A 19,640-nucleotide genomic window follows, 5' to 3' on the forward strand; every position below is an offset into this window, starting at 1 on the left:
CTGCCGTAAACGGGCATTTTTCAGCCGAGGGTGCGGGCCTGCAGCGCCCCGGCAAGCTGGGCGTCCTCCCGCAGCTGTCGCCAGGCGTCGAGAATCTCCGGCGGGAAGGTGACATGGCTGATGAAGTCTTTTCCCCGCGGACCGTACCCTTCAGGGGTATCCTGCAGGCGCGGCAGCTCGCCCAGCAGCAGCCCCAGGTAGCGGGTGACCGGCCAGAGCCCCGCTCCGCCGCCCGCGAACCCCAGTTGGCCATCGGTCTGCTCCAGCACCGGCGAGCAGCCGGGAAAGCTCAACCACTGCGGCGGCGTCGTCGCCCCCTGCCAGACGCGGGCGAAGGTAGCCATGGTTCGCCGCTGCATAGTCGGGTCCTGAATGACGATCCCGCGACGATGGGCGAGCCCCCGGCTCTCCAGCGTGGTCCGGGTAAAACGGGCGTTCTCACCGCAGTTGGTTGACTGGTCCTCCACCACCAGCCGCGAATGGGGGATGTGCCAGTAGTCATGAGCAATGTCGGCCAGAACATGCGCTTCCGGGCGGCCATCCACCGGCAACGTACGGTAACGGGGATCCTGGCGCACCGCCTCGTAGAGATAGCCCGTAGAATGCCCCACGCCGCCGCTGATCAGCAGCGGGACCGCCTGCGCCGCCGCCAGACGGCAGGCGGCGTCGATGGTTGGGATCACGGCGTTGCCGGCCAGCACTACCACGTCCACCTGCGGCAGCGCGGGCAGCGTCGCCAGATCGTCCTGCGCCAGCCAGGCGCCGACCTGGTTAGCCGCCGCCAGCGTCGCTGCTGACAGCGGAGGAAATTGTTCTGCCATTCTGTCTCCTTAATCCCCTCTCAGCCGAGCGGAGAGGATGCTTTCGCTATCATAAACGCCGCCTGCCGGAAGGCATAGCGGCGTCGATTTGTAACCATTTTGAAATAACAAGAAACATCTAAAAACAGGCGGGTTGCACCTTAACAACTCACTATGAAAATAACAAAAAACAGCAAAATCAGGTGGAAAATAAAAAATAGCGTCGCGGTTATACCAGTTCAAAGCGCGCCATAACGCCCAGTTTGCCAGCCATAAACTTGCCAATTGTAACCTTCAACCCTAAGTTGCTTAACAATTACACAACCTTTTCACATCAGGTTGCACCCTGCTCGTACAGAGTGACACCTGACCTATCTACCGTGGCGGGAGAACGTTTCGTAATGAGCAATCCACAAGACAACACTGCATCCATTCTGCAGAAAAACAAGAAGGTACTGATCGCGAGCCTGACAGGCAGCGCCATCGAATGGTTCGATTATTTTCTCTATGGCACCGCCGCCGCGCTGGTGTTCAACAAAATCTTCTTTCCGATGGTCGACCCGGTTATCGGCCTGATCCTCTCCTGGCTCTCCTTCTCGCTGACTTTTTTTATCCGCCCCATCGGCGGCGTGATTTTCGCCCATATCGGCGATCGCATCGGCCGCAAGAAGACGCTGGTGCTGACCCTGTCGCTGATGGGCAGCGCCACGGTGGCGATCGGCCTGCTGCCCACCTACGAGATGGTGGGCCTCTGGGCGCCGGCCCTGCTGATTACTCTGCGCATTATTCAGGGCATGGGTATCGGCGGCGAATGGGGCGGCGCGCTGCTGCTGGCCTATGAATACGCGCCGGAAAAGCGGAAAGGCTTTTTCGGCAGCATTCCCCAGGCCGGGGTGACCATCGGCATGTTGATGGCGACATTTATCGTCTCGCTGATGACGCTGTTCGATGAGGCGCAGTTTCTCGCCTGGGGCTGGCGCATACCGTTCCTGCTCAGCTCCGTCCTCGTTTTTCTCGGCCTGTGGATCCGTAAAGATATCGACGAAACGCCCGCCTTTAAGCAGGTGAAAAAATCCGGCCAGGTGGCGAAGGCCCCGCTGCGCGATACGCTCAAGCACCACTGGCGGGAAGTGCTGATCGCCGCCGGCCTGAAAGTGGTGGAGACCGCCCCCTTCTATATCTTCTCCACCTTTGTAGTCAGCTACGCCACCACCACCCTGAGCTATCAGAAGTCGCAGGCGCTGGAATCCGTGACCCTGGGCGCGCTGGTGGCCACCGTGATGATCCCGCTGATGGGGCTGCTGTCAGACAAGGTGGGTCGGCAAAAGATGTACACCCTGAGCGTGGTGCTGCTGGGGCTGTTTATCGTCCCGTGGTTCCTGCTGCTCGACACCGGCACCGGCTGGGGCATCATGCTGGCGACGATCGTTGCCTTCGGCATCCTGTGGGCGCCGGTAACCGCGGTGCTCGGCACCCTGTGCTCTGAGATTTTCAGCGCCAATGTGCGCTATACCGGGATCACCCTCGGCTACCAGCTGGGCGCCGCGCTGGCCGGGGGAACCGCGCCGCTTATCGCCACCGGTCTGCTGGCAAAATATGACGGTGACTGGCGGCCGGTGGCCATTTATCTGGGCGTTACGGTGGCGATTTCGCTCCTGGCGATATTCTGCGCCAGCCGGATGAAGTCCGCGCTGGGCACGGCCCCCTCCCGGGCGGAAAGCGCCTGACCGCAGCCCGCCAGGGCTACTACGGAGTCGACTATCCCGCCCTGCGGCGCTGCGCGTGCGCGGGCCTGGGGGGATCGCGCCGCGGGGGAAACCGCTTATCCCAGGTCCGGTAAGCATGTAGGCCCGGTAAGGCGCCAGCCGCCACCGGGCACAAACAGGCGTCAAGTCTTCCCCCCTGCTTAGCCGGCCGCCAGGGCCGGCGGGTGTCAGGCGCTCTGGTTGTCCAGCTGAAGCTGCCCCTCGCGCCGCTGCTTCAGCTTCCAGAAGCCCCACAGCGCGATAAACCACAGCGGAGAAGCCAACAGCGCCAGCAGCGTGTCCGGGTCAAAGATCATGATGAAGATAGCGAACGCGAAGAACAGCAGGCTCACCCAGCTCATCACTACCCCGGCGGGCATCTTAAAGATCGACCCGGCGTGCAGGTCCGGACGCTGACGGCGGTAAACCAGATAGGCCACGAGGATCATCCCCCAGCTGAACACCACCATAATCGCCGCCAGGGTCGAGACGATGGTGAACAGGGTCATCACGTTCGGCACCAGAAACAGCAACAGCGTGCCGATCAGCATGCAGAAGCAGGAGAACAGCAGGCTGCGCACCGGAATGCGGGTACTGCGCGACAGGATACGAAACTGCCAGTGCGCATGCTTCTCCACCGACAGGCCGTACAGCATGCGGGTGCTGGAGAAGACCCCGCTGTTGGCCGAGGACATCGCCGAGGTCAGCGCCACAAAGTTAATCACCGCCGCGGCGGCAGGCAGCCCGGCCTTGGCGAACAGCGTCACGAAGGGGCTGGTCTCCGCCGACACCCCCGGCCACGAGGCGACAGCGATGATCACCACCATCGACAGCAGATAGAAGATGATAATCCGCAGCGGCAGAGCATTGATCGCCTTGGGCAAAATGCGCTGCGGATCGCGGGTCTCCGCCGTCATGGTGCCCAGCAGCTCAATGCCGGTAAAGGAGAAGATCGCTATCTGGAAGCCGGCGAAAAAGCCGGTGATGCCGTGGGGCATAAAGGCCGTCGGGTCGGTGAGATGGCTGAGGGAGGCCGTCACGCCGTCCGGGGAGGTCCAGCCGGTGGCAATCATCCAGCCGCCGGTGCCGATCAGGGCGATAATGGTGATCACCTTGATCAGGGCGAACCAGAACTCCGCCTCGCCAAACATTTTCACCGACAGCAGGTTAAGCAGGAACAGGATCGCCAGCATGCTGAGGGCCGGCATCCACGCCGAGAGTTCCGGGAACCAGTACTGCATATAGCTCCCGCAGACCACCACGTCGGCGATACAGGTCACCACCCAGCTTAGCCAGTAGGTCCAGCCGAGGTAAAAGCTGGCCTGCGGCCCGAGATACTCGCCGACAAAGTCGGCAAACGAGCGGTAGTCATGGCGGGTGAGCAGCAGCTCGCCCATCGCCCGCATCACCATATAGGTAAAGAACCCGACCAGCACATAGATAACCAGGATCGAGGTGCCGGCGACGGCGATGTTGCGCCCCGCCCCCATAAACAGCCCGGTGCCGATGGCGCCGCCGAGGGCAATCATCTGGATATGGCGGGCGCTGAGCCCGCGCTTAAGCTGTGACGCGCCTTCACCTCCGGCGGCAGGTGACGCCTGATGTTGATGTTCAGTCATGGTGTTTCCTCAGGCTGGTTGCGGGAGACGAAGGGCAGCGGCGCGGAGCAACAGCCCGGCGCGCTGGCCGGTGGCGACCCCGGCGTTGGGAAAGAGGATATAGGGGGCCCGGGCCTGCACCACCCAACGTTTCTCTGCCTGGCGGGCGATCTCATACCCTGCCGGGAGCGCGGTGAAGTTTTCAACGTCTGCCGCGAGATTAAGCGTAAATTCCCCCTCGCGCTTGATGATGCTCTCCTCGACCAGGAAGTAGTCCACCGGCGCTTTGTCGCGCGGCGGCAGCGGCGCGTCAGCGATCCAGGCCCGGATCGCCGCGTCGGCGGCGGCGAACAGGCTGAGATCGTTGGCGCCGAACGGCATCACTTTCCCCAGCTCCAGGGTGGCGCTTTGCGCGACGAACTTTTCGCAGGTGAAATGGGTGAAGGTGCCGCCCGCTTCGGTATGGCGCACGACGGCGTCCATCCCGCTGGCCTGCAGCAGCTGATAGAAATCGGGCGAAAAATCCCCGGCGTGGGCCGGGAGCAGCGCAAACTGGCGATACAGCGATCCGCGAATGGCGGTGTGCATATCGAGATGACCACGGTTGACCGGCCCCGCCGCATCGGCGGCGCGATAAAAAGCCTGCACCGCCTGCTCCAGCGCAAAAGCCCGCCGCGACTCATTTCCCGGGGTGACCGCCAGATGGCGGCCGCCGAACAGGCGATTCAGGTCGTTATGCAGATAGCGGCGCGCGGCGCGGATCGCCGGCAGATTACCAAAGACGATCAGCAGCGCCTGCGTGAGCGGCTGCCGCCCCTGGCTCAGATCGTGGGTTAGCTGCAGCAGCAGTTCAATCGGCGCGGTCTCATTGCCATGCACGCCGGCGGAGAGGATCGTCGCCCGGCGCCACGGCGCCGTCGGCAGCAGCTGTAAAATGCCCTCGCCCAGCCAGCGGGCCTCGATGCCCGCCGGAAAGGTCCACGCCTGCAGGCGGCAGTGCAGTAAATCGTTAACCAGGTGCTCCATCTGCCGCTCCTTAACGCTGAAAATCATAGACCGCGCCGAGGCGCAGGATCTGCGTCAGCTCATCCAGCGCCTGATAAACCTCGCGCAGCAGCTGCGGGTCCGCCAGATCGCGGGCATGCAGCCGGTCGCGATAGTGTTTTTCCACCCATGCCGTCAGCTGCTGATAACGTTCGTCGTTCATCAGGCTATGGGCGTTGACCGCCTGGCGCTCCGCCTCGTTGAGCACCACTCGCAGCCGCAGACAGGCCGGGCCGCCGCCGTTGCGCATGCTTTCCCGCAGGTCAAAGACCGCCACTTCATCGATCGGCGATGCGCTATCGGCGGCGAGATCGCTGAGATAGCGCCAGACGTTTTCCCGCTGGCGGCACTCCTCCGGCACCACGATCAGCATCTTGCCGTCTGGTTTGCTCAGCAGCTGGCTGTTGAACAGGTATGAGGCCACGGCGTCGTCGAGCGAAACCCGCTCGTCCGGCACTTCCACGCTGGTGAACGGGATATCCAGACTGTCGCTTTTAGCCCGCAGCGTGGCCAGCACTGTAGCCTGATCGACAAACGCCTGCTGATGGTGGAACAGCACATGGCGATTGCTGACCGCGATGACGTCGTTATGAAACACGCCGCGATCGATAGCCTGCGGCGCCTGCTGGGCAAACACCGTGTAGCGCGGATCCAGCTGATGCAGGCGGGCCACCGCTTCGCTGGCCTCGAGGGTCTGCCGCGCCGGATACTTCACCGGGGCGATACCGCCGCTGGCGCGTCGACCATAGACGAAAAACTGCACCCCCTGCCGGTCATATTCCCGGCAGAAGCGGTTATGGTTGGCCGCCCCTTCATCGCCGAGGTCGCCATGCTGCGGCAGCGCCGCATGGTGGGCAAAGTAGCGCGGATCGGCGAACGTGGCGCCAAGGATCGCCGAGGTGGTGGGCGCCTCCTGCATACGGTGCAGCTTATTGTTCAGGTTGGCGACGGTGAAATGGACTTTGCCGTCGGCGCTGTCCGCCGACGGTGAGACGGTCGCCGCGTTGGCGGTCCACATCGACGAGGCGGCGCTGAAGGCGGAGAGCAGCTGCGGCGCCGCGTGGGCCGCCTGCCGGATAACCTGCTCATCGCTGCCCTGGAAACCCACTTCGCGCAGCAGACGCAGATTCGGCCGCGGCTGCGGCGGCAGAATGCCCTGCACGAAGCCGCGATCGGCCAGGGCTTTCATTTTATACAGCCCCTGCAGCGCCGCCTTTTTAGGGTTAGAGAGACCATCGCGGTTATTTTGCGAGGCTTCATTGCCGACGGAGAGTCCGGCGTAGTGGTGCGTCGGGCCGACCAGGCCATCAAAGTTTGCTTCAAAACCAGACATATGTCCTCACAGGATCCGTTATCAGAATGGCAGGCCCGGCGATACCGTCGCCGGAAGCGTCAGCGTATCGCTGACCAGAGAGGCCATCGGCCAGGCACAGTAATCGGCGGCATACCACGCTGCCGCGCGATGGTTGCCGGAGGCGCCCACCCCGCCAAACGGCGCTTTACTCGATGCGCCGGTCAGCGGCTTGTTCCAGTTGACGATCCCGGCTCGCGCCTCGTCCGCCAGCTGATCAAACTGCGCCGCATCACTGGAGATCAGCCCGACGGCCAGGCCATAGCGGGTCTGATTGGCGAGGCGAATCGCCTCCGGGAAGCCGTCGTAACGGATAATCGTCAGCAGCGGGCCAAAGTACTCTTCATCCGGCACCTCAATACCGGTGACGTCGACGATCCCCGGGGTCAGCACCGTGGAGCGCGGGTCAGGCTGGCGCATGCGCAGCAGCACCTTGCCGCCGAGCCCCTCCAGTTTTTGCTGCGCCGCCAGCATGTTCTGCGCAGCGTCGAGAGAGATCACCCCGCCCATAAACGGCGCCGGCTGATCATCCCACTTGCCGGCGCGGATCTGCGCGCTGGCCTCTACCAGCCGCTGCAGCAGCGCATCCCCCTGCTCGCCGCGCGGCACGATCAGCCGGCGCGCGCAGGTGCAGCGCTGCCCGGCAGAGATAAACGCCGACTGGATAATCACATGCAGCGCCGCATCGATATCGGCCACGTCGGCGACGATCAGTGCGTTGTTGCCGCCCATCTCGAGGGCCAGCATCTTCTCCGGCTGGCCGCCGAAGTAGCGATGGAAGTGGAAACCGGCCGCCGCGCTGCCGGTGAACAGCACGCCGTCGATATCACGATTTTCCAGCAGCGCCTGGCCGGTGGCTTTTCCGCCCTGCAGCAGGTTGATCGCCCCGTCGGGGATGCCCGCCTGCTGCCACAGCTGGACCGTCATTTCAGCGGTAGCCGGCGTCAGCTCGCTGGGTTTAAACACAATGGTGTTCCCGGCGATCAGCGCCGGAATGATATGTCCGTTGGGCAGGTGGCCCGGGAAGTTGTAGGGGCCAAAGACCGCCATCACGCCGTGCGGTTTGTGGCGCAGCAGCGCTTTACCGTCCGGCAGCGTCGACTCATGAAAGCCCGTCCGCTGGTGATAGGCTTCGATGGAGATCGCGGCCTTGCCGATCATCGCCTGCACTTCGGTGCGGGTCTCCCACAGCGGCTTGCTGGTCTCGCGGGAAATCAGGGTCGCCAGCGCCTCTTTATGCGTCTCCAGCAGCGCGGCAAAACGCTGTACGACGTCAATACGCTCGGCCAGCGGCCGGTGCGACCAGGGATAAAACGCCGCGCGCGCCGCGGCGCAGGCCGCCTGGACGTCGTCAGCCCCCGCGCTGGCCGCCTGCCACAGCAGCGACTGATCCTCCGGGGCCAGTTTGCTCATCGTTGCGCCGCTGCCTGGCAGCCACTGCCCGGCTATAAACTGTGCTTTTACCGCCATGATCTGTTGTCCTCTGGATTCAGGGTTACCGTATAAACGCGGTCGGTTTCACTGACCTGCAGCGCGTCCAGCGCGGCGCTGTCAAGCGAGACCTGCTCTTCGTGGGCCACCAGCAGCGCCCGAAAGTTGTCGAATTGACCGTTGGCGACGAGGGTCGGCGCCGGCAGGTCGCCCATCAGCTGCCGGACAGGCAGGCGCTGGCTGTCGCGCACGGCGCGGATCTGATCGGTGTCCGCCTCCAGCACCGGACCGGCATCGAAAATATCCACCGAGCCGCGCCAGCTGAAACCCTCTTTCTCGAGGATCGCCCGCGCCGGGGCGGTATTGGGATGCACCTGACCGATGACCCCGCGGGCCGCTTCCGGCAGCAGTGAGATATAGATCGGGTACGCCGGCATCAGTTCGGCAATAAAGGTTTTCATGCCGGTGCCGGTCAGCCGGTCGGCATCGGCGAACGGGATGTCGAAGAAATGATGGCCCAGCGCATCCCAGAACGGCGACTGTCCCTGCTCATCGCTGCAGCCGCGCAGTTCGGCAAACAGGTGCGGGGAGAACCACTCGCGAAAGGCGGCGATAAATAAAAAGCGCGCCTTGGAGAGCAGCAGACCATTGCGGTTGCGCTGATACGCCGGGTCGAGAAACAGCGTACATAGCTCACTATGCCCGGTGTGGTCATAGCTGAGATTAAGCAGCTCCTGGGGCTTATAGACTCCCAGCGCTTTCGAGGCGCGCACCGTTTTCTGAATGCGAAAATTGTAAAACGGCTCGTCCAGGCCCACTGCGACCTCAATGGCGCTCACCCCCACCACCCGCGCCAGCGCGGTGTCCTCCAGCACAAACAGGAAACCCTGCTGGCTGCGCGGCAGTTCGCCGGCGAAGGTCTCGATACTGCGCCGGATCCGGGCCGCCAGGCGCCCGACGTCATGCGGTAAAGAGGTCATGCCGACCCCCGCCCGCGCGGCGAGGCGGACGATGTCGTCGAGATCGTTTTCCCGTACGGGACGAAATAGCATCACAGGCCGTCCTCCCGGTTAGCGGGTTAAGCGGGCAACGGCGCGATCAAGGCGCACGAAGGCTTCCGCAATATCCGCCAGCGGGATATTGAGCGCCGGCGCGAAGCGCAGCACGTCCGGGCCGGCAATCAGGGCGATCAGCCCCTCTTCCGCCGCCAGGTTAGTCAACGTTTTGGCCTTGCCGCGCAGCGGCCCCGCCAGCTCAGCGCCGATCAGCAGACCGGTGCCGCGCACGGCGCTGAACGCATCGTATCGGGCAGAGATCGCATTCAACTGGTCAACGATCAGCGCATGGCGCTCGCCAACGCCCGCCAGCAGCGGCGCATCGAGATGGGCCAGCACGGCGTTAGCGACGGTTGCCGCCAGCGGGTTGCCGCCGAAGGTGGTGCCATGGGTGCCTGGCTGGAAGACCTGCGCCCAGGCCTCTTTCGCCAGCATCGCGCCGATCGGGAAGCCGCCCCCCAGCCCTTTGGCGCTGGTGAGAATGTCCGGGACGACGTTGTAATGCTGGTAGGCGTAGAGATGGCCGGTACGCCCGGCGCCGGTCTGCACCTCATCGAATATCAGGGTGGCATGATGGCGATCGCAGAGGGTACGCAGCGCCTGCAGGAACGCCGGGTCCGCCGGGATCACCCCGCCTTCGCCGATAATCGGCTCGACGATCACCGCGCAGGTGCGCGAGGAGATCGCCGCGGTGACCGCCTCGATATCGTTATAGGGCAGATGGGTAATGCCCTGCGGCAGCGGAGCATAATCGCTGGAATATTTCGGCTGGCCGCCAACGGAGACGGTGAACAGCGTGCGGCCGTGGAAGGCGTGGTTGAAGGCGATGATTTCGCTTTTTTCACCGCCAAACTTATCGTGGGCATATTTCCGCGCCAGCTTAAGGGCCGCCTCGTTGGCTTCGGCGCCGGAGTTGCAGAAAAACACCTTGTCGGCAAAGGTCGACTGCACGAGGGTTTTTGCCAGCTGCAGCACCGGCTCGTTGGTATAGCCATTGCCGATATGCCACAGTTTCGCCAGTTGATCCTGCAGGGCCTGAGCCAGCGCCGGGTGAGCATGGCCCAGGGCGTTCACTGCGATGCCGCCCGCCATATCGATATACTCTTTCCCCTGCTGGTCCCAGACGCGGGAGCCCGCCGCTCTGACCGGAATAAACGGCGCGGGGGCAAAACAGGGAACCAGGTAAGCGTCAAAATCTTCGCGAGTCATACTGCCTGACATAATTTATCTCCGGAACGTAAGACGACGGAAAACGCTCCCGTCGCGTTGGACAATCGACATTAACCCTGCCCCTCGGCTTATTTTGGGCACGAGCGCACCCGCTGCGATGGTAAAAATATTCACCACAGAAAAATAAAGCCCTATTCTTTTTACGGGTAATTGTTAATTCATGGTTAATGCCATGTTGTTGTGTGGGCTAATGCTGGCCTGTGAACAACAAGATTGTCAATACGGGCAAAAGCAATTTATTCACTTTTTGAAGATCATCAAGATAATGAAAAACATAGAAAAAATATTTTCTTATGCACTTAAGTGAATAAAAAGTGAATTAAAATGCACAGCTTGCGGGTGGTTGACGTGCGTAGTTATTCACTTAAAAAATAAAAAATCTAACAAAAATTTAAAAATCGGAATTGCCGTCAAATACCGCTTTATAAAATTGGTGATACCATTCATTGCACAGAGTTTACTGCTGTAGCTATTCCACGGTTTTACACGACATAAATAACACTGAGAAACAGGACTCTTATGGAAAAGTTATCTTACGCATCTGAAAGTAGTACATCTCCATGGACCACCTACCTGCGCCAGATCGACCGCGTCGCGCCTTATCTCGGCGATCTTGCCTACTGGGTGGAAACCCTGCGCCATCCGAAGCGCGCGCTGATCGTCGACATTCCTGTGCAAATGGACGACGGCACCATCCGCCACTTCGAGGGCTATCGCGTTCAGCACAATCTGTCGCGCGGACCGGGTAAAGGTGGTGTTCGCTACCATCCGGATGTCGATCTTAACGAAGTCATGGCACTTTCTGCCTGGATGACCATTAAGTGCGCCGCGGTCAATATTCCTTACGGCGGGGCCAAAGGCGGCATCCGCGTCGACCCCTTCTCCTTGTCGGAAGGTGAACTGGAGCGTCTGACCCGCCGCTACACCAGCGAAATCGGCATTATTATCGGGCCGCAGAAAGATATTCCGGCGCCGGACGTCGGCACCAATGGCAAAGTGATGGCATGGATGATGGACACCTACTCCATGAACCATGGCACCACCATCACCGGCGTGGTCACCGGCAAACCGATCCACCTCGGCGGCTCCCTCGGTCGTGAAAAAGCCACCGGACGCGGCGTGTTTGTCACCGGCCGGGAAGTTGCCCGTCGCGCCGGTATCGAAATTGAAGGCGCCAAAGTGGCGCTGCAGGGCTTTGGTAACGTCGGTAGCGAAGCGGCCCGCCTGTTCGCCGGGGTCGGCGCTCGTATCGTGGTTATTCAGGATCATACCGCGACCCTGTATAACGAAGGCGGAATCGATATGGCCGCCCTCACCGCCTGGCAGGCGGAGAAAAAGCAGATTGCCGGTTTCCCGGGCGCCCAGGAGATCGATAAAGACGCCTTCTGGACCACCCCGATGGACATCCTGATCCCGGCGGCGCTGGAAGGGCAAATCACCCGCGAGCGCGCTGAGAAGCTGACCTGCAAACTGGTGCTGGAAGGGGCCAACGGCCCAACCTATCCGGAAGCGGACGACGTGCTGGCCGAGCGCGGCGTGATCGTGGTGCCGGACGTTATCTGCAACGCCGGCGGGGTGACCGTCAGCTACTTTGAGTGGGTACAGGACATGGCCAGCTTCTTCTGGAGCGAAGAGGAGATCAACGCCAAGATGGACCGCATTATGACCGACGCTATCGTGCACGTCTGGGATAAAGCCGCCGAGAAAGAGTGTACGCTGCGCACCGCCGCCTATATCGTGGCCTGCGAGCGCATCCTGATGGCGCGTAAAGACCGCGGCATCTACCCGGGCTGATCCCCATCAGCAACCGCATCAGGGGTGGCCTTGCGCCGCCCCTTTTTTTCTTTGCCGCGCCGTTAACCGCCGAGGATGTGCGCTATCTGACGAGGAGTTGTTCGGCAAAGGTGACAACGTCACGCAAGTAATAACCATCCGCTGCCCGCAGGGGATTATTTTTCGATTAAATCAAAGTCGCCCTGGGTATAGCGTAAGCCAGTGACGTTGTCGGCAGTGAAAATATGTTCGATGGTGAGGATGTCCTCCGGCGCGAGAGTAATATTCGCGGCGCCGGCATTGTCGCGCAGGTGAGCAATTTTCCTCGCCCCCGGGATAGGCACGATATCCTCGCCTTTGCTCATCACCCAGGCAAGGGCAATCTGCGCAAGGGTCGCGTCATAGCGGGTGGCCACCTGCTGCAGGCGCTCAAGCAGCAGCTGGTTTTTGCGCATGGTTTCGGCCTGGAAGCGCGGCAGATGGCGGCGGAAATCATCCGCTGCCAAAACGCCGGGATCGGTAATTGTCCCCGTCAGGAAGCCGCGGCCAAGCGGGCTGTATGGCACAAAGCCGACCCCCAGCTCGCGGCAGGTGTGGAGAATACCGGCCTCCGGCTCGCGGCTCCATAGCGAATATTCCGTCTGCACGGCAGCGATCGGATGTACCTTGCAGGCCCGGCGCAGCGTCTGAGCAGATACTTCCGACAGACCGATATGGCGAATTTTACCCTCTTTAACCAGATCGGCCATAGTGCCCACCACCTCTTCCACCGGTACCGCGGGATCGACGCGGTGCTGATAGAGCAGATCGATGGTCTCGACATTCAGTCGCTTCAGCGACCCTTCCACTGATTCGCGAATATGTGCCGGACGGCTGTCAACGCCGGCCATCCGCTCCAGACCCTGGCCGGTCGGCAAAATACGAAATCCAAATTTGGTGGCAATCTGCACCTTATCGCGAAAACCTTTAATCGCTTTTCCGACCAGAACTTCATTATCGAAAGGACCATATACTTCGGCGGTATCCAGGAAGGTCACGCCCATGTCCATGGCGGCATGGATCGTATTTATCGCCTGCGACGTTTCAGCGCCGCCATAGGCAAAACTCATCCCCATACATCCGAGACCTAATGCGGAAACCTGAAACTTCTCTTTTCCAAGATAACGTGTTTTCATCTTATTTTCCTTAATTGCTGAATGGCATTAAATATATACTTCCCTTTCATATTGATAACAATTAATCTATTCCGAACGCGGTGTTAGCTGGAAATTAACAATGAAAACCTTGCCCGATCTGCAACAAATAGAAATATTAATACTCATAGTGAAACATGGCAGTTTTCGTCAGGCCGCTAAAGCGTTAAACCTTTCCCCACCGGCCCTTACCGTCGCTATTAATCATCTGGAAGAAAAGTTAGGCGTGCGCCTGCTAAATCGCTCAACGCGCAGTTTGTCATTAACCGCAGTGGGTGAGGAATTTCTTAATAATATAACGCCGGTGGTCAATGATTATCGCCGGGTGGTGGACAGTCTGAATTATCACCGTCTGACTCCGGAAGGCGTGGTGAAAGTTAATTTACCGCGCATTGTTATTGACCTGTTTTTTCAAGACTATTTTATCGCCTTTAAAAACGCCTGTCCCAATGTGACGCTCGAACTGTATGCCACCGATCGGAAAGTCAATATTATCGAGTCCGGTTTTGACGCCGGCATTCGCTATTCGCAGGATGTGCCCAAAGAGATGATTGCCATCCCCTTTGGCGAGAAACTATCGCTGATCCCGGTGGCCAGCCCGGACTATATACGCGAAGCCGGAGAGCCCGACACCCCGCAGTCATTAGTTAATTTCCGCTGCATTAACCGCTGTTTTCCTGGTGGGGAGAAGTACCGCTGGGAGTTTATTGGCCCCAGCGGCGAGCTTAGCGAGGTCGCGGTTAAAGGCGATCTGGTCGTCGATGCCGATAGCGCAATGATCCAGGCCGCGGAGAGCGGATTAGGCATCGCCTTTGTCTATCAGTCGCTGGTGACGCAGCAGCTGAGCGCGGGCAGCCTGGTCCATTTGTTACCCGACTACCGCTATCCTGCCGACCATTTCTGCGTCTACTACCCAAGCCGGAAACATATTCCCGCCCCCCTGCGGGCCTTTATCGCCTGGGTGATGGCGCAGAATAAAAATATCCTCGGTCAGCAGACCGCACGACACGGATCGCGGCCGGAAGGTTAACTACAATTAACGTACATACCGTTAACCAATTTCTATCTTTCATCTTGAACTCCGGCGGTTATCCGGCATAAAATCGTTAGAGCTCTAACGATATTGACAGACGACCTATGGACAATCGACAGCTTACCTTCTCCCATCTTTTATACCTCACCGCGCACCACTGGCGGCTGGCGGTCAATCGTCGGCTGAAAAATCTCGGTCTCAGCCAGGCCAGCTGGGTGGCGGTAGCGTCCATCGCCCGCCACCAGCAGCCGCTGTCGCAAAGCGAACTGGCGCAGGAGCTGGGGGTGGAGAGCCCGACCATTGTGCCGTTGATCCATCGTCTGGTCGCCCTCGGACTGGTGGAGCGCATCACCACCGCCAGCGACAAACGTAAGCGACTGCTGGTGGTCACCGACAAAGGGAAGGCCCTCTATGAACAGGTCAAAACGGTGGCTGACGATCTGCGCGAAGAGATCCTGACGGCGATTACCCCACAGGAGCAGGAGCAAACCCAGCGGGTGCTGGAAAAGCTGTTGCGCGAAGTGGAGAAGAAATAATGCCCCGTCGCCAGGATAACCCCTACGCCCCGCATGACTGGGCGCCGCATGAAAAACCGGCTCTGCTCGGTTCGCCGTCGACGCCGCTGCACAGTCCGGCGAAACGCCTTGCCTACGGCGTGGTCGGTCTGCTGGTATGTCTCACCGGCGCGCTGGGCAACGCAGTGGTCACCGCCAACCTGCAGCTGCTGCAGGGTACCTTCGCCGCCTGGTCGACAGAAATCGCCTGGCTGCCGGCGGTATACGTGATGACCAACGTCTCCATCAACCTGCTGCTGGTGAAATTCCGCCAGCAGTTTGGCCTGCGCGCTTTCACCGAAGGCTTTCTGGTGCTCTATGTGCTGGTCACCTTTTTCCACCTCTTCGTCAACGATCTCAGCTCAGCGATGATGGTTCGCGCCGCCCATGGCATGGTGGCCGCGGCGCTCAGCTCGCTGGGGATCTACTACCAGGTACAGGCCTGGCCTGCTCGGCATCGCCTGAAAGGGCTGACTATCGGCATCACCGGCTCGTCGCTGGCCATTCCCCTGGCGCGCCTCTTTTCCACCGAACTGCTGCAGACCGATGAATGGCGCGGTCTCTACTTCTTTGAACTGGGCCTGGCGCTGGTGTCGCTGGCCTGCGTCATCGCGCTAAAACTGCCGCCAAGCGATCGTAAAAAAGTGTTCGAAAAAAAGGATTTCATTACCTTCTTTCTGCTGGCGCCCGGCATGGCGCTGGTGTGCGCCGTGCTGTCGCTGGGGCGGCTCGAGTGGTGGTTTGAAGCGCCGTGGATCGGCTGGGCGCTGGCGGCGGCGGTAATACTGATCGTCGCTGCGATTACCTTCGAGCATAACCGCAGCAACCCCCTGCTCAATACCAAATGGCTCTCCAGCGGCAGCATCGTGCGTCTGGGCCTGATTATGCTGTTGATCCGCATCGTGCTGGCGGAGCAGAACACCGGGGTCATCGGCTGGCTGCAGTACGTTGGCCTGCAAAACGAACAGATGACTAACCTCGCGTGGTCGATTTTCGCCGGTATTCTGTGCGGGATCATTGCCAGCTGTCTGACGCTCAACCCGCAGAAGCTCTACTGGCCGACCGCCACCGCGCTGGCGCTGATCATGATAGCCTCGCTGCTCGACAGCCAGTCCAACGCCCTCACCCGTCCGGAACAATTAATGTTCAGCCAGTTTTTACTCGGCTTCGGCAGCGCCTTCTTTCTGGCCCCGGCGATGCTCGCCGGGATTGGCGGCGTGTTTGCCGACCCGCGCAACCTGGTCAGCTTCTCGGTGCTGTTCGGCATGAGCCAGAACATTGGCGGGCTGCTCGGCTCGGCGATCCTCGGCACCTTCCAGACCTGGCGTGAGAAATTCCACTCCAGCCAGCTGGCGGACCAGATAACCACCCTGAACCCGCTGATCGTCGAGCGGCTGCAGCAGTACAGCCAGATGTATCAGAGCCAGATTGGCGACAGTACGCTGCTCAACGTTCAGGCCACCACCCTGCTGCAAAACGCCGCGACGTTGCAGGCCAATATTCTCGCCTGGAATGATACCTATCTGCTGACGGCGGCGATCTCCGCCGGGACACTAGTGTGGGTTTTCTGGCGCTTAATTCGCTTACGACTGACTGCCCGTATCGCGTTGCAACGCGCTACCGGCAGCAAATAATTATCATCATTTCATCTCTGGAGTCGTTATGAGTCAGCAGGATGCGGCCAAACAACAGGCCAACACCCGGAATAATATTCGCGTGGTTTCCATTTTTACCGCCGCGGCGATAGGCCTCGTCGGCGTGCTGGTGATCCTCTACGCCTGGCAACTGCCGCCGTTCACTCGTCATAGCCAGTTTACCGACAACGCCTATGTGCGCGGGCAGACCACCTTTATTAGCCCGCAGGTCAACGGCTATATCACCGCCGTCAACGTCAAAGATTTCGCGATTGTCCAGCCGGGCGAGGTGCTGTTCCAGATAGACGATCGCATCTATAAACAGCGGGTGCATCAGGCACAGGCTACCCTGGCGATGAAAGAGGCCGCGCTGCGCAATAACCTGCAACAGCGCAAAAGCGCCGAGGCGACGATCGCCAAGAATGAAGCCGCGCTGCAAAACGCCCGCGCGCAGAATCTGAAAATCCAGGCCGATTTAAAACGCATCCAGCAGTTAACCGCCGACGGTTCGCTGTCGATCCGCGAACGTGATTCGGCGCGGGCCAGCGCGGCGCAAGGGGCGGCGGATATTGAGCAGGCGAAAGCGGCGCTGGAGATGTCGCGCCAGGACCGTGAATCGACCATCGTCAATCGCGATTCGCTGGAGGCCGACGTGGCCAGCGCCAAAGCGGCGCTTGAGCTGGCGCAGATCGACCTGCAGAATACCCAGATTATCGCCCCCACCGGCGGCCAGCTGGGGCAGATCTCGGTGCGTCTTGGCGCCTATGTCAGCGCCGGGACCCATCTGACCTCGCTGGTTCCGCCGCAGCACTGGGTGATTGCCAACCTCAAAGAGACCCAGCTGGCCGAAGTACGCGTTGGCCAGCCGGTCACCTTCACCGTAGACGCGCTCAACGGCGAGACCTTCCACGGCAAGGTGCAGAGTATCTCCCCGGCGACCGGGGTGGAGTTCAGCGCCATCTCTCCGGACAACGCCACCGGCAATTTCGTCAAGATCGCCCAGCGCATCCCGGTGCGTATTACGGTCAACGACGGGCAAAACAACAGCGAACGCCTGCGGCCGGGGATGTCGGTGCAGGTGACTATTGATACCCGTGCGGAGAAACAACCATGATCCGCCCGGTCGCCCTTGCTATCGTTCTGGCGCTGGTCGGCTGTCAATCCGCCGATGTGCAACGCGCGCAGCCGACCCTGACCATTCCTGCCGCCTGGCGGGCCGACGTTGGCCCGGCCAGCCCGGTGGAGGGCGTATGGTGGCGCAATTTTCATGACAATACCCTCAATCAGTATGTCGACCAGGCGCTGCGCTATAACAGCGATGTGCTGATCGCCCGCGAGCGGGTGAATGAGTATCAGGCGCGCGCTTACGCCGCCGACAGCAGTCTGTTTCCGTCACTGGACGCCAGCCTCACCGGCACCCGCGCCCGGACGCAGTCCGCCGCCACCGGCCTGCCGATCCACAGCACACTGTATAAGGGCGGCCTGACCGCCAGCTATGATGTCGATATCTGGGGAGCGAACCGCAGCGCGGCCAACGCCGCCGGGGCCAGCCTTGAGGCGCAGAAAGCCGCCGCCGCCGCCGCCAATTTGAGCGTCGCCAGCTCGGTGGCCGTTGGCTACGTCACGCTGCTGTCGCTGGATGAGCAGCTGCGGGTGACCCAGCAGACGCTAACATCAAGGGAAGACGCGTGGCGCCTGGCCAAACGTCAGTTTGAAACCGGGTATACTTCACGCCTTGAGCTAATGCAGGCGGATTCGGAGCTGCGGTCAACGCGGGCGCAGATCCCGCCGCTACAGCACCAGATTGCGCAGCAGGAAAATGCGCTCAGCGTGCTGCTCGGCGATAACCCTGGCGCGGTAAAACGCGGCGAGTTCGCCCAGCTTACCCCGCTGCGTCTGCCGTCGCAGCTGCCGTCCACCTTGCTCAACCGCCGTCCGGACATCGCTCAGGCCGAGCGCCAGCTGGTGGCCGCCGACGCCACGCTGGCCTCGTCGCAGGCGCAGCTGCTGCCCTCTATTAACCTGACCGCTACCGGCAGCCTGCAGGACCGGACGCTGCCGGATCTGCTGGACAACCCGCTGCGGCTGTGGAGTCTTGGCGGCAGTATTCTGGCGCCGCTGCTAAACCGCCAGGCGTTAAATGCCCAGGTGGACGTCTCCATGGCCCAGCGCAACCAGGCGCTCTATAGCTATGAGAAAACGGTGCGCAGCGCGTTCAAAGAGGTCAATGACAGCCTGGACGCCATCAGTCGCTATGGCGAACAGTTATCCGAGCTTCAGGAACAAGAGACCGTTGCCCAGGAAACCTTACGTATTGCACAAAACCGCTACCGTAACGGCTACTCTTCTTATCTGGATGTGCTTGATGCCCAGCGAACGCTGTTCTCCACCCAGCTTAGCGTGGTGCAGGTGAAGAACAACCTGCTGCTGGCGCAGATCGATCTGTACCGGGCGCTGGGAGGCGGCTGGTCTGACTCATCAGGGAGCTAAATGGGGAAGCGTCATATGCAACAACAGTGGTCGGCAGTAGACAATTATTTGATTAAGGCCTTAATTCCCGGCGATCCTGTGCTCGATCGGGTACTGGAAAACAACCATCGTGCCGGGCTCCCGGCACACGATGTCGCCGCCAATCAGGGTCAGTTTCTCGCCCTGCTGGTACGGCTAACCCAGGCTAAGCGGATACTGGAGATCGGCACCCTCGGCGGCTATAGCACCATCTGGATGGCGCGCGAGCTTCCTGCAGACGGCCAACTCCTCACCCTGGAGGCCGACGCGCATCATGCCCAGGTGGCGCGGGAGAATCTGCAGCTGGCGGGCGTTGACCAGCGGGTCACGCTACGGGAGGGACCCGCGCTACAGTCCCTGGAGGCGCTTGGCGCATGTCCCGCTTTCGATCTGATCTTCATCGATGCCGATAAGCCGAATAACCCCCATTATCTGCGCTGGGCGCTACGTTATTCCCGCCCAGGAACCTTAATTATTGGCGATAACGTGGTACGCGACGGCGAAGTGGTCAATCCACAGAGCGCCGACGAGCGCGTTCAGGGTGTGCGTCAGTTCATTGAGATGATGGGCGCCGAGCCACGGTTGACGGCAACGGCGCTGCAAACCGTGGGCACTAAAGGCTGGGACGGCTTTACTCTGGCGTGGGTAAACGCTTAAGCGTGGACGCCTGACCAGTAGCCCCGGTAAGCGC

Annotated in this window: 16 protein-coding genes and 1 pseudogene; 9 read left to right on the forward strand and 8 right to left on the reverse strand. The window is 60.8% G+C overall.

The genetic code is table 11. The annotated features are described in order from the left end of the window. Nucleotides 1-20: 20 nt before the first annotated feature. Nucleotides 21-821: a YdcF family protein gene (locus RRF55_RS20325; RefSeq protein ID WP_020316474.1), complete on the reverse strand. Its 801-nt coding sequence runs from the start codon at nt 819-821 to the stop codon at nt 21-23. 380 nt (nt 822-1,201) lie between these two features. On the opposite strand from RRF55_RS20325, the gene RRF55_RS20330 reads away from it, so the two are divergent. Next, nucleotides 1,202-2,527: an MFS transporter gene (locus RRF55_RS20330; protein ID WP_032417093.1), complete on the forward strand. Its 1,326-nt coding sequence runs from the start codon at nt 1,202-1,204 to the stop codon at nt 2,525-2,527. A gap of 206 nt (nt 2,528-2,733) precedes the next feature. Here the strand turns inward: RRF55_RS20330 and RRF55_RS20335 are convergent, their stop codons facing one another. Genes RRF55_RS20335 through RRF55_RS20360 form a run of 6 tightly spaced genes read right to left on the reverse strand, consistent with a single transcriptional unit; the run spans nt 2,734 to nt 10,245 of the window. Next, nucleotides 2,734-4,164, reverse strand: coding sequence for an amino acid permease (locus RRF55_RS20335; protein WP_002903059.1), 1,431 nt, complete (start codon nt 4,162-4,164; stop codon nt 2,734-2,736). A 9-nt stretch (nt 4,165-4,173) separates the two neighbouring features. Further along, nucleotides 4,174-5,169, reverse strand: coding sequence for a succinylglutamate desuccinylase (gene astE, locus RRF55_RS20340; protein WP_439419161.1), 996 nt, complete (start codon nt 5,167-5,169; stop codon nt 4,174-4,176). Nucleotides 5,170-5,179: 10 nt separating this feature from the next. After that, nucleotides 5,180-6,520: an N-succinylarginine dihydrolase gene (gene astB / locus RRF55_RS20345; protein WP_130974929.1), complete on the reverse strand. Its 1,341-nt coding sequence runs from the start codon at nt 6,518-6,520 to the stop codon at nt 5,180-5,182. 21 nt (nt 6,521-6,541) lie between these two features. Further along, complete coding sequence (astD, locus tag RRF55_RS20350) at nt 6,542-8,008, reverse strand: succinylglutamate-semialdehyde dehydrogenase (protein WP_004210329.1); 1,467 nt, start codon at nt 8,006-8,008, stop codon at nt 6,542-6,544. Beyond that, nucleotides 7,999-9,021: an arginine N-succinyltransferase gene (astA, locus tag RRF55_RS20355; RefSeq protein ID WP_004140076.1), complete on the reverse strand. Its 1,023-nt coding sequence runs from the start codon at nt 9,019-9,021 to the stop codon at nt 7,999-8,001. Before astA ends, astD begins: the two co-directional genes overlap by 10 nt. 18 nt (nt 9,022-9,039) lie before the next feature. Next, entirely contained in the window at nt 9,040-10,245 is a 1,206-nt protein-coding gene (locus RRF55_RS20360) for an aspartate aminotransferase family protein (protein WP_004176366.1), read from the reverse strand. Nucleotides 10,246-10,414: 169 nt separating this feature from the next. Here RRF55_RS20360 and RRF55_RS20365 point away from each other — a divergent pair, with 169 nt between their 5' ends. Continuing rightward, complete coding sequence (locus RRF55_RS20365; protein WP_004224524.1) at nt 10,415-10,561, forward strand: hypothetical protein; 147 nt, start codon at nt 10,415-10,417, stop codon at nt 10,559-10,561. 212 nt (nt 10,562-10,773) lie between these two features. Further along, a complete protein-coding gene (locus RRF55_RS20370; RefSeq protein ID WP_004151574.1) occupies nt 10,774-12,048 on the forward strand; it encodes a Glu/Leu/Phe/Val family dehydrogenase in 1,275 nt (424 codons plus the stop codon). A gap of 155 nt (nt 12,049-12,203) precedes the next feature. Here RRF55_RS20370 and RRF55_RS20375 read toward each other — a convergent pair whose 3' ends face one another. After that, nucleotides 12,204-13,202: an aldo/keto reductase gene (locus tag RRF55_RS20375; protein ID WP_004148231.1), complete on the reverse strand. Its 999-nt coding sequence runs from the start codon at nt 13,200-13,202 to the stop codon at nt 12,204-12,206. A gap of 100 nt (nt 13,203-13,302) precedes the next feature. On the opposite strand from RRF55_RS20375, the gene RRF55_RS20380 reads away from it, so the two are divergent. The 6 genes and pseudogenes from RRF55_RS20380 to RRF55_RS20405 all read left to right on the forward strand — a co-directional run bounded on the left by RRF55_RS20380 (nt 13,303) and on the right by RRF55_RS20405 (nt 19,606). Beyond that, nucleotides 13,303-14,250, forward strand: coding sequence for a LysR family transcriptional regulator (locus tag RRF55_RS20380; protein WP_002902971.1), 948 nt, complete (start codon nt 13,303-13,305; stop codon nt 14,248-14,250). 107 nt (nt 14,251-14,357) lie between these two features. Beyond that, entirely contained in the window at nt 14,358-14,789 is a 432-nt protein-coding gene (locus tag RRF55_RS20385) for a MarR family winged helix-turn-helix transcriptional regulator (RefSeq protein ID WP_002902969.1), read from the forward strand. Continuing rightward, nucleotides 14,789-16,441: pseudogene (locus RRF55_RS20390) on the forward strand (MFS transporter). The gene RRF55_RS20385 and the pseudogene RRF55_RS20390 overlap by 1 nt, the downstream one beginning before the upstream one ends. A gap of 28 nt (nt 16,442-16,469) precedes the next feature. Then, the gene (locus RRF55_RS20395) at nt 16,470-17,555 is read left to right on the forward strand and encodes an HlyD family secretion protein (protein ID WP_002902965.1); all 1,086 of its coding nucleotides are present in this window, start codon (nt 16,470-16,472) and stop codon (nt 17,553-17,555) included. Continuing rightward, the gene (locus tag RRF55_RS20400) at nt 17,552-18,931 is read left to right on the forward strand and encodes an efflux transporter outer membrane subunit (protein WP_020804011.1); all 1,380 of its coding nucleotides are present in this window, start codon (nt 17,552-17,554) and stop codon (nt 18,929-18,931) included. Before RRF55_RS20395 ends, RRF55_RS20400 begins: the two co-directional genes overlap by 4 nt. Beyond that, entirely contained in the window at nt 18,932-19,606 is a 675-nt protein-coding gene (locus tag RRF55_RS20405; protein WP_019704213.1) for an O-methyltransferase, read from the forward strand. The last annotated feature ends 34 nt before the right edge of the window (nt 19,607-19,640 follow it).

The sequence above is a fragment of the Klebsiella sp. K47 genome, assembly GCF_051858335.1.
GTDB classification, from domain to species: Bacteria; Pseudomonadota; Gammaproteobacteria; order Enterobacterales; family Enterobacteriaceae; genus Klebsiella; species Klebsiella pneumoniae.